The organism is Variovorax sp. LG9.2 (genome assembly GCF_035018885.1).
GTDB lineage: Bacteria > Pseudomonadota > Gammaproteobacteria > Burkholderiales > Burkholderiaceae_C > Variovorax.
On record NZ_JASJXB010000006.1, the window covers coordinates 239,483 to 257,191 of the forward strand.

Sequence of the window (17,709 nt, forward strand, 5' to 3'; positions counted from 1 at the left end):
TTGATTTGCTGCGGCATGGATGGGAATGCGGTGTGTGCTCAGTTCGTCGTGAGTTGATGCATTTCGCCTATAAGGACGACTTGCCTTCAGTTCGCAACATCAACCCCAGTAACGGCAGGCAAAGCGCTTCGTCAGAGACCGGCTCAGCTTTGAACTCCGGGAATTCAGCCGCGATATCCATCGGCTGCACCGTCTGCCCGAGCTGCTGCGTCAGCCAGCTCGCCAGCGCTTCACTGCGAGTCCCGGCGTAGAGCCAGATTCGATCGAGGGGCAGGCTGACCCACATGCGGTCCCACAAGTCCAGTGAACGCTGCACCTCCAATAAAAACCGATCGGCACTGTCGTCCTCGTTGACCTCCCAAGCGCTTGCCAGGAAGTCTTTGGGAAGATCGAAGCGCCGCGCATAGAACAACTCGCCATCGGCACAGATCGTCAGCACCGCATGAAAAGAATCCAGTAATACCAGGGCAGCGTTGGCTCTGCCCGAGAGGCCTCGACCCCCGCGTAGCGCCAAGGCACTTTGCAGATTGCGCTGGGCCATTTCCTGGATGTCGATCACGGCAACGGTCCATTGCATAGCCTTCGACAAATCGACGATGCTCGCAATGACCGTTCGCTTTGCGGCCACGACAAACAGGTGCCCGGCAAGATGGCCGGCGCCGCGAGAACGGCCATCTCCCACCCGCATCACATCGACAGTGACGTCGTCTACCGGGGTGTCGAGCATTTTGACGACCTGATAACGGGCCGCCGCTCGCAACTCGTCGGGCGGCACTGCCGGCGTACGAATGCGCAGCAACTGATACTGCTCGGGACGCAGCATCACGCTGGCTTGAAAGCCATCCAGCTTCATTGTCTTCAACTTGCGGACCAGGGCGTCCAGACCTGAATTCGGTGCACCCGGCCCCTGGTCCTCGGCTACCCGCTCGACACCGGACCTGAGCACTTGGTGCCCATTGATGCCGCCGCGGCGCGCCAGTACATAAGCCAGGGCATGACCCGACCAGGACACCACGAGATGGTCGTTCGAAGCGGGGCGTTTGCGAAGCCAGCGAATCATGTCGGGCTCTCAGTAGTTTTCACGTCTGTAGACCAGTGGCGACTTGAAGATGCCGAACGTGGCACGCGCTACCGGACTGTTGCCGAACCACGGAACGCGTGCTGCGGTGGCAGGCGACGCCGCGCTGCTCACGCAGGTGTTTCCGTAGGCGACGGTCGTCACGTTGACCTGGAGGTCCACGCTGCCTGCATTGCCGATGCCCGGCCGGCTCAGTATCAAACCGCCGCCCGGCATTGCGCCAGACTGCAAGGTGAGGCTGCCGGTTGGGGACAGTCGTGTCGCGCAGGCGGACAACTGCTTGACGTAGTTGCCCATCACCACACTGGCCGCCGGAATTACCGTGCAACTGTCATCCACGTTGGTGACGTAATAGCCGCCCGTCGCCCAGTACTGTGCTTCGAGCGGCACGGGCAATGGCAGCAATTCAGAACCATAGGCATTCTTCATTTGCAGCCGTCCGTAGCGCAAGCGAGCGCCGTTACCCACCACCGTATTGCCGCTGACGCCAGCTTCACCATCGGAGGGCGCTGCATTGACCGTGATGACGGTTTCTGCAGCAGGTGCATCGGGCCGACCGACCTGATGCCGGGCCGACACCCGGGCGACGCCCTGGCCCCAGGTACCGACGGGCGCCGCGGCGCCACTGGTCAGTGTCGACCCTGCGGGCAGCGGCGTCGCACTGAAGCCGTAGTGGGCGTAGCGGGTCAGATCGAGCTTGGCAAAAACGCCCGAATAGTTTTGCGTCGTGCTGCCGGCCGAGTTCCTGGCCGTGACTGTGAACGCCGTGGCAAAGCCGTCTTGTCCGAAGTAGCTGAAGGCGGTGTTGGCCGTACACGCCGCGGTCAGCGCCGGCAAGCCCACCTCGAAATGATCCGGAGAAAACCGGCCGACCGACAACACCGCCTGGTTGGCCACGCTGCATCCGTATCTGCCATTGACCAGGGTGTCCGCCAGATTCTGATCATCGGCCGTGCTGGCGATGCAGTCCCCGTTGCCACTGTCGACCAGGGTGAACAGATCGTCGCGGTAGGCGCCTCCCGCCAGATAGAGGTAGCCCACTTCGCTATAAGTTGCGTTGGCGGCGGGCGCGTTGGCGACCAGCGTGGATGGCGCGAGAACGCCGACCACGCCTCCGCCCTGAACGCTCGCGTCCTGCGCGGGGTTCTGCGCGGTCAATTTGCTCGTATCGAGTGTCAACGTGCCCGCATAGCCGTTTGCACCTGGCGTGCTGGCGGAGAGGCCGAAGGCGGCTCCAGCCTTGATCGTCGGCAACGCAGCGGCAGACGGCGCGTTGGCAGTCGGTGTCGCCAGCAACGCGATGGCCGGAGGCCGCACTGCGAAGTTGTCGCCCGAGCAGCCCACGATGCTGGGTGACTGCGTGGCGTCGGTAACGCGGCAGCGCAAATTTCCATAGGCGCGGCCAAGGGTCACGGAGGCCGTTTTACGCCCCGAATCGGTCGCGCCGAAAGTCAGCGTCTGGGACACGCCCGGGCTCAGCGCGGCGCGACTGCTGCAAGCGGTCGTCCCGGTGCCGTCGACCAGTTCCAGCGTGACGGCCTTGCTGGGCCCGGCGGCGTAGCCTGTCGCGCGCGTGCCATCCGATTTGATTGCCGCAACATCGAACGTGAAGGCCGTGCCAGCCAGCTTGGTGTAGAGCGGATTTCGAAGTCCGGAATTGGCGACGGTGTTGTTGTAGGTCGCGCCCGTTTCCAGGCAGTCGAAACTGGCCACGGTAGAGGGCGCGGCAGGACAAATCAACGGCCCGGGAGTGACGCCCGAATTGTCTGTAAGGCAACTGGCGTCCTTGCCATTGCAGCAAATCGCATAGACCAGGCCGCCACCGCCCAGCGTGATGGCCCCGGCCCCGTTCATTGCAATGAGCCCGTCGACCCGGCCGTCGGCACCGACTGTGGTCGCACCGATTTGCGTCGTCACGTTGCCGCTGACGTGACTGTTCGCACCCAATGTGACGCCCCCCGTGTCTCCGACGGAGACCGAGCCACCCACGGTACTGTTGGCACCCAGGGTGACGGCATCGCTGACCGTGCTGATGCTGCCGCCCGTCGCAGCCGAGTCACCCAGGGTGACGTAGCCTCCGCCGGCAACCGTGATGGGTCCGCCCACTCGCGCCGACGCTCCGAGCACGACATACCCTTGATCGCGCGTGCTGACAGACCCCGATACCGCCGCTGAAACTCCCAGCGTCACATAGCCCGTCAGCGTGCTGATGTTGCCGCCCATCCGGGTCGATGCACCCAGCGTCACGTAGCCAGTTTGCGTACCGATGTTGCCGCTGAGGTTGCTGCCCTCGCCGACGGCGACCGCTCCGGCACCGAGCGTTTGCACGGTCGCGTTCATCGTGGAGCCGGCGCCCAGCGTCAAGGCACCATTCACCACCAGCGTCAGGTTGGACGCTGCCGAACCCGCGTTCAACAACACGCCGGCGCCGCCACCGAATGCACCGCTGAAGGTGATCGTTGCGGGCGTTGGTGCGGCAATGGTGACGGTGTCGCCCGCTGCCAGTGCCAACGCACCACATGCGTAACTGCCACCCGAGTTGTCGACGCAGCCTATCGGCAGATTTCCGGGAAAGACATAGTCCAGCGCGTACGCAGGAAGCGCGCACACCATCAGCACCGCCGCGCCGACCAGACGCCACGGCAAAAACCTGCGCGCGACTGAACGTGTCTTCATCGCTCGAACGACGCCGACACGCTGCGCTCGACAAAGCCGACATCGCCGACCGCGGCGCCGACAGGGGATGCAACGGAGGTCATCTGAAATATGCGGATGCTTGCACCTGCCTCGCTGTACGTCTGTGCGGTGCAGGTGACAACCAGCGAGAACCCGTCCAGCTGTGCGGGCGCCGCAGTTGTCGGGCAGGTGGGTGCCGGCGTCGTTGCAGGCGCCACCGGTGCTGTCGCGTTGACGGCCGCGACCACCCATTCCAGCCCCGCCCTCGAGGCCCAGTAAGCGCGCGAGCCCTGAATGTCCTGTGCCGAGGTGAGCTGCGCCGTATTGGAAATCGTCACCATGAAGCCGCCGAGCGCGGCCAGCGCGACGATCAGGAACAGCGCGGCGACAACGGCAAAGCCGCGCTGCGAGCGTGTTGCGGTCCTCATGGCGTATTGCTGACGTGGATGTCGTCGATCAGGCTCACGGTCTCTCCATGGTCCGTGAACTCGATGACCACTCGCGCCAGCGCGTTGCGCTCCTGATCCGAGCCACTGTAGAAGAACTGGCAGGCGCTGACATGGCGCGCGAGGATGGCGCCGGTCGTCGGGCAACTGCTGGAAAAAGTCGCGCTGGCCGTCCGGTAGACATTGCCGTCCCGGCACACATAGGCCACTACTTTCTCCGCTGCGGGGATCACCTGAAAGCGCTTGCTGGCGGACTCCAGTGGAAACTGTTTCGCGGAAATTGCGATGCCGGTTTCGACGGGTGCCGCGGACTCGCCTGTCACTGCGGTCACCATGGCCGTGTTGCTCTCCTGGTAGGCATCGGCGCCTGCAATGCCGAGGTTGTAAACGGCGATGACATCGCCCGCAACGATCCGTTGATCGACCGGTAGCGCAACGTTGCTGCCGAGCATGTTGAAGCTGGTGTCCGGAGTGGAAAAGTCCAATTTGTCACCATTCCCTGCAGCATCGGTATCGGCCCGATACCGCCCCCCCGTCTTGGTCGGAATGAATTCCAGGCATTGACCGGCTGGCGTCGTCGAAGGCGTGCGAATGCTGTTCGGCAGCGCGTTGTGCAGATCTCGGCCCATGCGGCGCAGCGTCGTATCGGCCACATCGGTGAGTGCCGCGCGCCGGGCGCTGGCGAAGTAGGCGTCGATCGGGCCCTTCACGAAAACAGCCACGGTCGCACCGATGACCCCCATCAAGACGATGACCATCGTCAACTCGATGAGCGTGAAGCCGCCTCCATGGCGCGCGCGAGAACTCATGGGCAATGACCTTTTCTAGTAATTGCTGCGGTAGCCGGACAAGCTCACTGCGCCCCCCGGACCGGTGACCGACACAGTGATCTTTTTGGCGGCTACACCGTTGAGGTCGGAAATGGACTCCACCGTGGTGGCAGGCGCTACGTTGTAGTTGGTCAAACCTGCCATCGGGACACCCGCCTGGTCCACGATGCCCGCGCTGGTGCCGTAGCCGGCGTAGTCATCGACGTCATCGAACTCGGCTCGCGAAGTCCCGGAATACCCTTCCGGTGGATTGCTGTAACTCTTGAGGAGGATTTCTTCCAGCAGCGATTCCGCGATAGCCATCGTCTGCTTGCGCACCATCGGGTCTGCGCTGGACTTTACGACCGTGTTCATGACCGAAAGGATGCCGGCGAGGCCCGCACTCACGATCACGATGAAGATGACGAGTTCGACCAGCGTGAAGCCGTGTTGCGACCCCGCCCGCACCGGGCTATTCATGCACATAGCCGGTCGAAGCCTCGACTGTGATGACGCCGTCCATGCTGCTGATCTGCAGCACTTGGCTTGCCAATGGCGCACCCGAGGCATCTACCGGCTGGCCCAGACCGTTGAAATTAAAATCGAACGGAATTGCGCTGTACGAAGCGCCCCCTTTGCCACTGACCGTGCCAGGTACGTCACCAGAAGGCCCGCGCAATGGCGTATCGCAGGTGCTGTGCGCAGGCAAGGCGCTGATGCGCAACGAGGCTGAATCGATCGTGAATGCAACGCACACGACGCGACGCTGGGCAATGGCCGTTTTTTGCGCGTACCGAAAAAGGGCCAATGTTTCGTCCTGCAGACCCCGTGCGTTGAAGGCAGAAGTATTGAACATGCGTGGTGCGATGAACATTGACAATGCGCTCACCAGCACCACGACCGTCACCAATTCAATCAGCGTAAAGCCCTGCTGCTGTCGGAAGCGACGTGAACTGCATCCCACGGCTTCGGCAATAACAAAAAGCTTGCCGCTGATCGCGAATTACAACTAATTGCTCATCGACCAGTCGACAGCTGGCGTAGAGTTGCCGTCCGTATTAGTGACGGTGCAGGCAGGGGCCGTTCCGCCCACGCCAAAATTCGTCGGCAGCGTATTTGTCAACAGCGCTGGCACACCCAAGCAGGTTGTCACTAGAGCCGTTGCTGAATTAGCCCGGTTGGCAGCGTAGTTGATGGCCGAAGCCGAGGCCAACGCTCCAGCAACGCCCTTGGACGCCGCAGTGGCAGCGTCAGTCTTGAATTCGATATATTTTGGAATGGCGACAGCGGACAGAATTCCGATCAGCACCACGACGATGACAAGCTCGATCAGGGTGAAGCCGCTCTGGCGACCCAGTTGTGTTTTATTCATAAATTGGCAGTTCTTAAAAGGGGATATTGCTTCCGACGACGGTGCGGCAGATATGCATCTATAGCAACGAATTTTAAGTAACAACTATATTTAGATTGTTAACTTTACATGTTGTTTCATAAATTGTCGTAATCCGAGTTAATTGACTACTTATGACTACAATTTCTTATTTTTGTTAAGAACAAAGTCTGATATTTATTTGTTGTTTATTGCCTTATTGAAAGATTTGAAAAGAAATATTTTCAAATAATTCATGTCTTTTGTATTGCCGGTCACAACTATCTAAGGAGATTTAGCAGCTAAGACTTATGCTGCATCTGAAATGGACCATCAAAAGCTGACCCATGAGCAAAATAGACGCTCCCTTCGCGCCGAGTGGCCCCACCGTGCTGCGACGCATCGAGAAAGCGCGGCTGGGTGAACTGCTGCTCGCGCAGGGCCTGATCTCGAACGAGCAACTTCAACAGGTGCTCGGGCAGCAAAGACAGACCGGCAAGAAGTTGGGCCGGCTGCTGATCGACACCGGCATCCTGACCGAAGAACTCTTGGCTCAGGGGTTGGCCCGACAGTTGGGCATCGCGTTCGTCGACCTGAAAACGTTCGCTTTTCGTTCGACTGTCGTGCATCTTTTGCCGGAGTCTGCCGCCCGTCGTTTTCGCGCTCTGGTGCTGGACGATCAACGCGGCACTTTGCTGGTCGGTTTGGGCGATCCACTCGACCTTTCTGCATTCGACGAACTCAGCCGGATTCTCCAGCGCCCGATTACCGTGGCCGCAGTCGCCGAAGGGCAACTGGCGTTGTCAATCGATCGCCTCTACCGGCGCACCGAAGAGATCAGCACCTTCGCGCGGGAACTCGAACAGGACACCGACGAGGTGGTGGTGGACTTCGGCCAGCTGACGGTCGCGGTCGGTACGCAGGGTGCGCCGGTGGTGCGGCTTTTACAGTCCCTCTTCGAAGATGCCATTCATGTCGGCGCCTCGGACGTGCATATCGAACCGCGGGAAACGGAGCTGATGATCCGGCTCCGGGTAGACGGCACGCTGCAAACGCAAATGCAGGCCGACAAACGCATTGCCAGCCCTGTGGTTCAGCGACTCAAGCTCATGGCCGGCCTCGATATTTCCGAAAAGCGCCTGCCGCAGGACGGGCGCTTCAGCGTCCGGCTGAAAGAGCACACCATCGATGTGCGCCTGTCGACTTTGCCCACGACGTATGGTGAAGCGGTGGTCATGCGGCTGCTCGATCAGCGTGCCGGCATGCGTCGGCTGGACCGCATCGGCATGCCGAAAGACATGCTCGAACAGTTTCGAGAAGTGCTGGGGCGCAGCGCGGGCATGGTGCTGGTGACCGGGCCAACGGGCTCCGGAAAAACGACTACGCTCTATGCGGCGCTCACAGAAATCGACGTGACCCAACTGAAGGTCATCACTGTCGAAGATCCTGTCGAATATCGACTGCCCGGCATCACCCAAGTACAGGTCAACGACAAGATCGATTTCACGTTTTCGAGGGTCTTGCGCGCCGCATTGCGGCAAGACCCCGATGTGATTCTTGTCGGCGAAATGCGCGACCCCGAGACCGCCGAGATCGGTCTTCGGGCCGCCATCACCGGACATCTGGTTTTGTCCACCCTCCACACGCGAGACGCAGCCAGCACGCCGTTTCGTTTGCTGGACATGGGCGTGCCACCTTTCATGGTGGCCACCTCGCTTCAAGCGGTCATCGCACAGCGACTGGTGCGGCTCAACTGTATGGACTGCACGCAGCCACAGACTCCCACGCCACAGGAACAATCGTGGCTCAGCGCCATGGGTGCGGCGGACGAGGGAATTTCGGCCCGACGCGGTACCGGATGCTCGGCCTGCCATGCAACTGGATATGCAGGACGGATGGGCGTCTACGAGCTATTGGTGATGGACCCGGTATTGACCGAAGCCATCCTGCGCTCCGACCCCGTCGCATTCACCAAAGCCGCCCGCGAGCGAATGCTGGGCAAGACCGTGGCGCATCAGACTCTGGCGTTGGTGCGCCAGGGCCGCACTTCATTGGCAGAGGCGTTGCGCGTCGGCTTCGACACCGGCGAGGAAGAGAACTCCTAGTGGCAATGTACGCATGGCGTGGGCGCAATGCCCGCGGGGAAACGGTCCAGGGGCAAATGGAAGCGCTGACGGAAGGTGGTGTCGCCGATGAACTCATGGCCATCGGCGTCGCTCCGGTCCAAATTGCCGCAGTTGCCAAGGTCGTGACCGACAGCACCAGCTGGCTGGCGCGCTTCAACCAGAAACCGATCGTGGTGGAAGACATCCTCGTGTTTTCGCGTCAGATGCACACGCTCAGCAAAGCGGGCGTTCCCATCTTCAGGGCCTTCGCAGGACTGGAGGCTTCGGCAAGCAAACCGACCATGCTCGCGATGCTGCAGGACATTCGCTCGAGCCTTGACCAGGGCCGCGAACTTTCGGCCGCCATGGCGCGACATCCGAAAGCGTTCAGTGCTTTTTATGTCTCGATGGTGCAGGTCGGCGAAATGACCGGGCGCCTGCCCGAAGTGTTCTTAAACCTGCACGAGCAGCTGGAATTCGATCGGGATGTGCGTGAGCGCGTCAAACAGGCCATGCGTTACCCGATGTTCGTCATGGTGGCGATGGCGGTCGCAGTTGTGATCCTCACGGTATTTGTCATCCCGGTCTTCGCCCAGGTTTTCGAAGGTTTTCATGCGCAGTTGCCGCTGCTTACGCGCGCGCTGCTGGGGTTTTCCGGCTGGATGGTCTCGTGGTGGCCGCTGCTGGTGCTCGCTGGAATGGCGAGCAGCCTCGCGATCAAAAGCTATCTGCGCACTCCGGTCGGACGTTACCGCTGGGACGCACTCAAACTACGTTTGCCCATCGTCGGGGACATTCTGCTCAAAGGTGCCCTGGCTCGTTTTGCCCGAAGCTTTGCCCTGGCGATTCAAAGCAGCGTGCCGCTGGTGCCGGCTTTGAATGTGGTGGCGGTGACGGTCGACAACGACTTCATCAGCAGCCGCATCAAGCAGATGCGCGATGGCATCGAGCACGGCAGCAGCATCTCAAGCTGCGCAGCCGGTACGGGCGTTTTCACGCCATTGGTTCTGCAGATGATGGCCGTCGGCGAGGAAACCGGAGAACTCGACTCCTTGATGTTCGAAATAGCCCGTATGTATGAGCAGCAAACCGACTACAGCGTCAAAGGCTTGGCCGCGGCCATCGAACCGATCTTGCTGGTTGTCATTGCCGTGCTTGTGCTGCTGCTCGCACTGGGAGTTTTTCTACCGCTGTGGAGTCTCGGACAGGCGGCCACCGGCCGAGGCTGACCACGCGTGCGCAACAGGCGCGTGCCATGCAGAGCGAATCAGCATCCCCTTCCACCGTTGCTCGGCGCGCGTTAGAAATCAGTGGGCTTTCAACTGGTTGCACGATGTCTGCTCAAACAAACGTTCCATTCGCTCAGACAAACGACGACTGCCGCGGCGATCTCAACAATGGCAAATGTCTCGCAATTTCTCTCTGCTTCCAGTAGCGCTTCATCGATTTCACCGGAGCAGACGATGCGCGTAGCCCTCCTGGAAGACGAACCGATCCAGATGCAACTGATGGTTGCGACCCTCGAGACTTTTGGTGCGACTGACGACGACGCCATCAACTGCTCTCAATTCACTGACGGTGAATCGCTTCGCAATGCGCTCCTCACCGACCCGTTCGACCTGCTGATACTCGACTGGAACTTCAATTCCACGAACGGCCTCGACCTGGTGCGCTGGATGCGTGAAAAAGGAAGCGGCAGCGAGAACGAAAAAGCCCTTGCCGAACTGCCCGTTATCGTCGTGAGCGCACGCAGCACGGCAGGCGATTCAGCGAAAGCGCTGGCCGGTGGCGCCGACGACTACATCGCCAAGCCGTTCCGGCGCGGAGAGCTGCTGGGACGCGTGCAACAACTCATGAACTTGGTGCCTCGAAAGCAAAGCCGATCCCATACACCGACCTGATCCAGTCGTGCTCCGGTGCCGCTACCGACAGCTTGCGCCGCAGGTTCTTGATGTGGCTGTCGACCGCGCGCTCGGTCACATCGGCGGTGTCGTCATAAGCCAGTTCGAGTAAGCGGGCGCGCGAGAAAATGCGGCCCGGATGACGCGCCAGCGCCTGCAACAGGCCGAACTCCCGGCGCGTCAGATTCAGCGGTATCCCATGCAGCGATGCGCGCCAGTGCACGTCATCGAGCAACAGGGCGCGACCACGCTCCGTGGTACCAGCAGCCCCACGGCCTTCTGCGCTTTCGATGGCTGTTCGACGCAGCACCGCACGCACTCGTGCCACCACTTCGCGCGGAGAGAACGGCTTGCACACGTAGTCGTCGGCACCCGCTTCCAGCCCCACCAGCCGGTCTATTTCTTCGATGCGCGCGGTCAGCATGATGATCGGATGCAGCGTGTGCGCGCGCGCCTGTTTCAGCACCTGCAGGCCATCGAGCCGAGGCAGCATGACGTCGAGCAGGGTGAGGTCGGGAGGCGCAGCGAGCATGCGCTCCAGCGCGGTCTGGCCATCGGCGACGTGCTCCGTTTCGTAGCCCGCATGGTGCAGATAGTCTTGCAGCACCGACGCGATGTCGGGCTCGTCTTCGACGATGAGAATGCGGGTCATGTTGCACTCATGTTGCAGCGACCACGGGCAACGACACGGTGATACGGAGCCCGCCCTGCGGCGATGCAGAAGCGTCGATGGTGCCGCCATGCGCTTCGACCGTCGCGCGGCAAATCGACAGACCGAGACCCGAACCACCCGTCGCGCGACTGCGCGAGGTTTCGCCGCGGAACAGGCGCTCGAACAATCGCGGCAGTTCGGCCTCCGACACGCCAGGTGCGCTGTCGTCGAAGTGCAGCACCAGCCGGTCGGTCGCCTCGGTGGCTGCGGTAGCGGCCGATGAATGGACAAGCGCCCCGATGCGCAGCTCGCCCGGTGCATCGGTGTACGCCAGCGTGTTGTCGAGCAGATTCATAAAGACAAGATGCAAGCGCCGCGCATCGCCCTCCATTACCGGTTGGGCAGAGGCGGCCAGCGCGTCCAGCGCCCGCGTGTCGACACGAATGCGCGACCGTGCGAAGCGGTCTGCCGACAGCGTGACCGCCTCTTTCAACAACGCCAGCGGAAACAGCGGGGCGACCGTCAGCGGCTCGCCTTGCGGGTCGCGCATGCTGCTGCGCAGATCGTCTACCAGTTGGCCCAGGCGCATGACCTGCCGATGCAACCGCAACGCGGTGCGGTCGTCGAACGTGCGCACGCCGTCTTGCAGCGCTTCGATCTCCGCACGCATGGCTGCCAGGGGCGTACGCAGCTCGTGCGCGACATCGGCGAGCCACGCGCGGCGCGATGCCTCGCTGGTGTCGAGGCGCTCGGCCATGTCGTTGAAGGTGCGGCCGAGCAGCGCGAGCTCGTCGCTGCCCGGCACCAGCACGCGCGTACCCGAGCGGCCGCGCGCGATGTCCTGCGCACCCTGCGTGAGCGCGTCGATCGGGCCGAGCCAGCGCCGCCCGAGCAGCCACGACAGGCCGAGCGCGAAGATCAAGCCAGCGATCGCCGTCAGCGCGACCACGCTCGACTGCCGCGCGATGAAAGCGCGATCGGCTTCGCTGTCCAGGCCCTCGACCGGCGCGAGCACCAGGTAGCCGACCACGTCGTTGCCGCGCTTGATCTTCAGTCGCGCGGCCGATGCGTTGTCCACGGTCGCCCCGACCACACGAACGCCCGCAGCATCGACCACGCCGAGCCGTTGGTAGATCGAATCGGCGGCTTCGCGTGGATCCGGGTAGAGCCAGGGTGGCGGGGGTGGTGCATAGCGCCGCGGCAGCAAGTCGAGCTGCGGCGACGGCATCGGCGGGCCACCCTCGCCGTCATAGGAGCCATCGCCATTGTTCGCACCATTGTTCTCACCGCTGCTCGCGCCGTCCCCACCGTGCGGCCACTGGCGACGCGCATACCAGGGCGGCAGTCGGCTGTCTTCCTTGACGCCGGTGCTGCTGCGCGACTCGCTCGAAAGGCCCAGTTGCAACCGATGCCACGCTTCGTCTTCGTTGCGCAGCTTGTTCCAGTTGCCATTGACGACATAGTGCTTCTGCAGCAACTGCGCGAGCCAGTCCATGCGGCGGATTTCAATTTCCGCCACGTACGGCCCCATGCCACTTTGCAAACCGAAGATCGAGAAGCCCGAAAAAATAAGCAGCAACATCACCAGCAATGCGGCGAGGGCGAAAAATATCTTTCTGGAGAGCGTCAGGCGGGTCATCGCTTCATTCGGTGCATGGCCCATTTTGCTGAATGCACAGGTCGCGACCGGCCCTGCTTGTCTGCTGGTTGCCGTATGGGTTGCCAGAGCGTTTGGCATAGCCTCCGACGGTGCGGCCACTGTTCATGATCGGCGCCAGCGTCGACAGCCTGGAGTTGCCGCTGCGCGCCCGCTTGGCATCGCTGCCGCCGCCATCGTCGCCGTCGCATTCGCCACACCCGATCACGGCGCAGAACACCACGGTGCCCAGCACGCCGACCGCGCAACGCCGCACGGAAATCTGCGATTGCATCGTCATTGCCATGCCGCAGACAGCTAGGGCCGCAGCGGCAACCGCAGCGTGAGTCCGAGACTGCCCAGCGACGAAGGCGCCGCATAGATGCGCCCGCCATGCCGATGCACGATGTACTCGCAGGCCCGCACGCAGCCTGCAGTGCGCTCGTCGGGCTTGCCGAAGAGTTGCGCCAGTCCGGTGGTGCAGGCATCGCGCCCCACGTCCATGAAGTGCACCACCGCACGCGAACCCTCGGAGCGCGCCAGCAGTTGCAGCGTACCGCCGCCCTGCATCGCGAGGCAGGCGATGCGGGAGACGTTGGACAGCAGCAGCTCCCACTCATGATCGCCCACGTCGACGGGCAAGGGCTCGTCAGGCAGGCGCTGGTCGAGCGCGATGCCGTTGGCCTGCAACAGCGTCACGCAGGCCGGCGGCACGTCGCGCAGCATCTGGCAGAGGTCCATCCGGGTCGATGGCGGTGGTGGATGTGTTTGCATCTCGCGCTCCTTGTCCGTTCGATTCGTTGCGATTTAGAACGAGTGGCGAATGCCGAAGTCGTACCCCGTCGACGAACGCGGCAAGCTGGTAAAGCCGACTGCGCTGCTGCCGCCCGCGGTGATCGCGGAGCTCACGCTGCCGCTGTAGAGCGCATCGTTGCGGTTGTTGACGCGTGCCACCGTGGCGTAGAGCGCGGTGCGCTTCGACAGGTTGTGCACGTAACCCAACGCGAGCTTCTGAACATGCGGATCGCTGCCCGTCAGACCGCTAGCGCCCTCGTCATAGCGCACCGCGGAATACGAAGCGCGGATCAGGCCCGGCCCGACCGGCACGCTGGCGCCGAGCAGATAGCCGTTGTAGCTGTCGCGCGATGTGGCGAGTGCAGTTTCGAAGCGGTTGCGCACGCTCGACAGTTCGCCGAAGAGCTTGACCGGGCCAAAGTCGTACGAAGCGCCGAGGTTGGCGGTCTCCACCTTGCGCGTCAGTGCGTTGGTGTCGATGACGGTGTTCTCGCCGAGCGACATGGCGACGTCGAGCGGGCCGTTGGCATAGCCGAAGCGGCCGCCGACGTAACGGCCGGCGTTGCTGTTGGTCGATGCGACCAGTGCGGACGTGCTGTTGTCGGTGTTTTCGTGCAGGCTGTACTGCACCTGGCCATAGAAGCCACCCAGGTTCGGCGGCAAGAAGTAGCCGACCATGTTGCTGGCGCGAATGTAGTTGGGGTTGGCGAGGTTGGCGCTCCCGCTCACCGACGAGATCACGCTGGTGCCGGAGCCGGTGGTGCCGAACGGATCGAACACGGTGTCGTTCCAGTAGGTGGCGGTGTAGTCGCGGCCCAGGCGCAGTTCGCCGAAGCCGTTGGCAAGGCTCACCGTGGAGCGTCGGTTGAAGGCGCCGATGCCGGTCGATCCGTCGTCGTTGCTGATGGCCGACTCGAGCCAGAAACTGGCAGACAAGCCGCCGCCCAGATCTTCCGTGCCACGAAAGCCGAGGCGGCTCGCGTTGTAGCCGGAATTGGCCAGGCTCCACTGGCTTTGCCTGGAGGTGGCACCGGTCACCGCATCGCGCGATGTGGCCGATTGGTAGCTGACGGCCGCATCCACCACGCCGAACAGCGTGACGGACGACTGCGCCGATGCCAAACCAGTGACGGCCAGCGCGGCGAGCGCCGTAAGGGACTTTTTCATTCAGTTCTCCGAATCAAGAGAGGTGCTTCAGGCGCAGCCGGTTGGCATTGCCCTGGCAACCGCTGCGATGCAACGGCAACTGAATGGTGGAATCCAAATGGGGAGGTAATTGGGAGGCTCCGCCACCGCCTTTGGTTTTTACTGCGGAGCGGCCGTTGCGGGTGGCACGGTCAGCCAGCTGGCTTCCCACCCGCCACCGAGGTTCTGGATCAGCGCCACCGCTGCGTTCTGTCGATTGACCTGCAACTGCACCAGCGTGCGGCGTGCGTTCAACGCAGCGGCCTGCGCGGTGACGACATCGGTGTAGCTCACTTGGGCAGCGCGATAGCGGTTGAGCAACTGTTGCTCGGTCTTGTCGGCAGCGAGCGAGGCCTGCAGGCGCAAGCCCTCCTGTTGGCCCAGCGTAGCGGCCGCGGTCAACTGGTCTTCCACCGACTGAAAGGCGGTCAGCACGGTTTGCCTGTAACGCGCGACGCTGGCGTCGTAGCTGCCCTTGGCCTCGTCGACGCGCGCGCTGATCGCACCGCCATCGAACACCACCTGCGCGACCGACAACCCGAGCGACCACAGCGTGTTCGATGCGCTGAACAAATCGCCAACGCGGCTGGCCGAGCTGCCGACCGAACCGCTCAGGCCGAAGCTGGGAAAGTAAGCGGTTCGCGCGATGCCGATCTGCGCGTTGGCCGAGGCGACTGCGCGCTCCGCAGCGGCGATATCGGGCCGGCGTTGCAGCAATGTCGACGGCACGCCGGTGGGCACGCCGGGCACCGTCGGCGTCCACTTGGAAGCCGGCAGGCTGAAGTCGTTGGGCGCGGAGCCCACCAGCACCGCGATCGCGTGTTCGTACGTCGCGCGATTGCGCGTCAACGACACGCGATCGGCGCGCGTGCTGAGCAATTGCGTCTGCGCCTGCAGCACGTCGGTCTGCGCGGAGATGCCGGCCTGATAGCGGTTGTTGGTGATCTGGTAGGCGCGCTCGTAGCCGGCGATCGTTTCGTCGAGCAGCACGATCTCCGCGTCGGTCTCGCGCAGCGAAAAGTAGTTGGTCGCCAGGTTGCCGATGGCCGACAGCCGCGCCAAAGCAAGGTCGGCCTCGCTGGCCTGCGCGCCGGCTTGGGCGCTCGTCACTGATTGCCGCAGGCGGCCCCACACGTCGGGTGCCCAGTCGACACCCAGCGTCGCCGAGAACGCGTTGGTCGGCGTCGTTCCGGAACTGCCCGAACGCAGCGCACCGCTTCGGCGCCCACTGCCATCGACGCTCACCTGCGGAAACAGCGCGGCGCGTTGCTCGCGCACCAGCGCTTGTGCCTGCGCGTAGTTGCCGACGGCGGCAGCGATGTTCTGGTTCGATACCTGCACGCGGGCGGCAAGTTCGTCGAGGTTGCCATCGTTGAAGAGCTTCCACCACTCGCCACGATCGAGTGCGTCGGCCGGCGCGGCTGGCAACCAGCCGGCGGCTGCAGCTGCCTCTTTGAAGGCGCCGGGGTTGGTGGCAGTGGGCGTTTCGTAGCGCGGGCCGATCGCGCAACCGGAGAGCGACAACACCAGCACGCCCACGGCGCCCAAAGAGAAAGGAAAGGATGGCATCGAGGCAGTCATACGGGTTTGGGTTCGGCGTCGATCGCACGGCCAAGTTCATGCTCGTGCGCGCCGCGGCGGCGCAGCTTGTCGAGCACCAGGTACACCACTGGCGTGGTCAGCAGAGTGAGGAGCTGGCTGGCGATAAGCCCGCCGATGATCGCGACGCCCAGCGGCCGGCGCAACTCCGCGCCCTCGCCGAAGCCGATGGCGAGCGGCAGCGCACCGAGCGCAGCGGCCATGGTCGTCATCAAAATCGGCCGGAAGCGCAGCAGGCACGCCTCGCGCACGGCTTCGAGCGGCGTGAGCCCGCGCGAGCGTTCGGCCTCCAGCGCGAAGTCGATGATGAGAATGGCGTTCTTTTTCACGATGCCGATCAGCAGGAACACGCCGATCAACGCGATGATCGAAAACTCCATCTTGAAGAGCAACAGCGCCAGCACCGCGCCGACTCCTGCCGATGGCAAGGTCGACAGCACCGTGATCGGATGCACCAGGCTCTCGTACAGGATGCCGAGCACGATGTAGATGACGACCAGCGCCGCCAGGATCAGCATCGTCTGCTGGCCCTGCGATTGCTGCGCGCTCAACGCGGTGCCAGCGAAGGCGCCGCGCACGTTGGTCGGCATCGCGATGTTGGCCTCGGCTTTAGCAACCGCCTCGCGGGCATCGCCGAGGTTGGCGCCTTCGGCCAGGTTGAACGAGATGGTCGTCGCCAGCTCGCCATCCTCGTGGCTCACCGACGTCGCGACCGAGTTCTCCATGAACTGCGCCACCGACGAAAGCGGCACCAGGCTCGTTGCAGTGTTGCTGAGCACGTTGCCTGTGGAAGCGTTGCGCGAGCCGGGGTTGGCGGACACCGGGACGGCGCCAGTGCTCGAACCCGCCGCAGTGGAAGCTGCGGCCCCGCTCGTGGTTTTGGTCGCGCCGCCGGTCGAGGTGGTGTCCGCTGCTTCGGTGGTCACCGTCTGGCCCGCGATGACAGCCGTACGCGTGGCTGGCACGTACACGTCCTTCAGCGCGTTCGGGCTCTGCGCATAGCGCGGCGCCCACTCCATCACGACGTGGTACTGGTTCAGCTCGGTGTAGATGGTCGCGACCTGACGCTGCCCGAAGGCGTTGTACAGAGCGTTGTCGATGGCCGTGGACGTGACGCCCAGACGCCGTGCGGTGTCGCGATCGACCTTGGCGACAGTTTCGACGCCGTTCTGGTCCTGGTCGGTGTCGACGTCGGTCAGCACCGGCTGCAGCTTGAGCTCGTCGGACAGCTTGACAGCCCACGTCCGCAGGTCGGCCAGGCTGTCGCTCTTGAGCGTGTACTGGTAGGCCGAATTGCTGGCGCGGCCGCCCGAGCGCACGTCTTGCACCGTGCCCAGAAAAACGCGCAGACCGGTGACCTGGTTCAGCTGCGGTCGCAGCCGCGCGATGACCGTCAGGCCGCTGTCCTTGCGCTGGTTGGCCGGCTTCAGGTTGACGAACATGAAGCCCCCCCCAGCC

Annotated in this window: 17 protein-coding genes; 3 read left to right on the forward strand and 14 right to left on the reverse strand. The window is 63.1% G+C overall.

The genetic code is table 11. The features are described from left to right. Positions 1 to 67 precede the first annotated feature (67 nt). From QN413_RS08960 to QN413_RS08990, 7 genes are read right to left on the reverse strand one after another with little or no spacing between them, the layout of a single operon-like run. Complete coding sequence (locus QN413_RS08960; protein ID WP_323496262.1) at positions 68 to 1,060, reverse strand: hypothetical protein; 993 nt, start codon at positions 1,058 to 1,060, stop codon at positions 68 to 70. 9 nt (positions 1,061 to 1,069) lie between these two features. Continuing rightward, positions 1,070 to 3,754: a DUF6701 domain-containing protein gene (locus QN413_RS08965; protein ID WP_323496263.1), complete on the reverse strand. Its 2,685-nt coding sequence runs from the start codon at positions 3,752 to 3,754 to the stop codon at positions 1,070 to 1,072. Next, on the reverse strand, positions 3,751 to 4,182 hold the full coding sequence (locus QN413_RS08970; protein WP_323496264.1) for a hypothetical protein: 432 nt from the start codon (positions 4,180 to 4,182) through the stop codon (positions 3,751 to 3,753). Before QN413_RS08970 ends, QN413_RS08965 begins: the two co-directional genes overlap by 4 nt. Beyond that, on the reverse strand, positions 4,179 to 5,009 hold the full coding sequence (locus tag QN413_RS08975) for a type II secretion system protein (protein WP_323496265.1): 831 nt from the start codon (positions 5,007 to 5,009) through the stop codon (positions 4,179 to 4,181). Before QN413_RS08975 ends, QN413_RS08970 begins: the two co-directional genes overlap by 4 nt. A 15-nt stretch (positions 5,010 to 5,024) precedes the next feature. Beyond that, complete coding sequence (locus tag QN413_RS08980) at positions 5,025 to 5,489, reverse strand: type II secretion system protein (protein WP_323496266.1); 465 nt, start codon at positions 5,487 to 5,489, stop codon at positions 5,025 to 5,027. Next, positions 5,482 to 5,973, reverse strand: a complete 492-nt coding sequence (locus QN413_RS08985) for a pilus assembly FimT family protein (protein ID WP_416352159.1) — start codon at positions 5,971 to 5,973, stop codon at positions 5,482 to 5,484. The genes QN413_RS08980 and QN413_RS08985 overlap by 8 nt, the downstream gene beginning before the upstream one ends. Positions 5,974 to 6,018: 45 nt before the next feature. Beyond that, positions 6,019 to 6,381 (reverse strand): type II secretion system protein, encoded by a 363-nt coding sequence (locus QN413_RS08990; RefSeq protein WP_323496268.1) that lies wholly within the window; start codon positions 6,379 to 6,381, stop codon positions 6,019 to 6,021. A gap of 344 nt (positions 6,382 to 6,725) precedes the next feature. Between QN413_RS08990 and QN413_RS08995 the strand changes: the two genes are divergently transcribed. The 3 genes from QN413_RS08995 to QN413_RS09005 all read left to right on the forward strand — a co-directional run bounded on the left by QN413_RS08995 (position 6,726) and on the right by QN413_RS09005 (position 10,384). Continuing rightward, complete coding sequence (locus QN413_RS08995) at positions 6,726 to 8,483, forward strand: GspE/PulE family protein (RefSeq protein WP_323496269.1); 1,758 nt, start codon at positions 6,726 to 6,728, stop codon at positions 8,481 to 8,483. A 224-nt stretch (positions 8,484 to 8,707) separates the two neighbouring features. Further along, positions 8,708 to 9,712, forward strand: coding sequence for a type II secretion system F family protein (locus QN413_RS09000; RefSeq protein WP_323496292.1), 1,005 nt, complete (start codon positions 8,708 to 8,710; stop codon positions 9,710 to 9,712). An 81-nt stretch (positions 9,713 to 9,793) separates the two neighbouring features. Then, positions 9,794 to 10,384, forward strand: coding sequence for a response regulator transcription factor (locus QN413_RS09005; protein WP_323496270.1), 591 nt, complete (start codon positions 9,794 to 9,796; stop codon positions 10,382 to 10,384). Here QN413_RS09005 and QN413_RS09010 read toward each other — a convergent pair. The 7 genes from QN413_RS09010 to QN413_RS09040 form a co-directional block, all read right to left on the reverse strand. Further along, positions 10,335 to 11,036 (reverse strand): response regulator, encoded by a 702-nt coding sequence (locus QN413_RS09010; protein ID WP_323496271.1) that lies wholly within the window; start codon positions 11,034 to 11,036, stop codon positions 10,335 to 10,337. The two genes, QN413_RS09005 and QN413_RS09010, sit on opposite strands and share 50 nt — an antisense overlap. A gap of 7 nt (positions 11,037 to 11,043) precedes the next feature. Then, positions 11,044 to 12,675, reverse strand: a complete 1,632-nt coding sequence (locus QN413_RS09015) for an ATP-binding protein (protein ID WP_323496272.1) — start codon at positions 12,673 to 12,675, stop codon at positions 11,044 to 11,046. Positions 12,676 to 12,679: 4 nt separating this feature from the next. Further along, entirely contained in the window at positions 12,680 to 12,973 is a 294-nt protein-coding gene (locus QN413_RS09020) for a hypothetical protein (protein WP_323496273.1), read from the reverse strand. A gap of 17 nt (positions 12,974 to 12,990) precedes the next feature. Next, positions 12,991 to 13,446 carry a hypothetical protein gene (locus tag QN413_RS09025; protein WP_323496274.1) on the reverse strand — a complete coding sequence of 152 codons (456 nt, stop codon included), beginning with the start codon at positions 13,444 to 13,446 and terminating at the stop codon, positions 12,991 to 12,993. A 33-nt stretch (positions 13,447 to 13,479) separates the two neighbouring features. Continuing rightward, positions 13,480 to 14,634, reverse strand: a complete 1,155-nt coding sequence (locus tag QN413_RS09030; protein WP_323496275.1) for a porin — start codon at positions 14,632 to 14,634, stop codon at positions 13,480 to 13,482. 138 nt (positions 14,635 to 14,772) lie between these two features. Next, a complete protein-coding gene (locus tag QN413_RS09035) occupies positions 14,773 to 16,221 on the reverse strand; it encodes an efflux transporter outer membrane subunit (RefSeq protein ID WP_323496276.1) in 1,449 nt (482 codons plus the stop codon). 8 nt (positions 16,222 to 16,229) lie between these two features. Continuing rightward, positions 16,230 to 17,709: efflux RND transporter permease subunit (locus QN413_RS09040; protein WP_323496277.1), on the reverse strand; the 1,480-nt coding region annotated here is incomplete at its 5' end.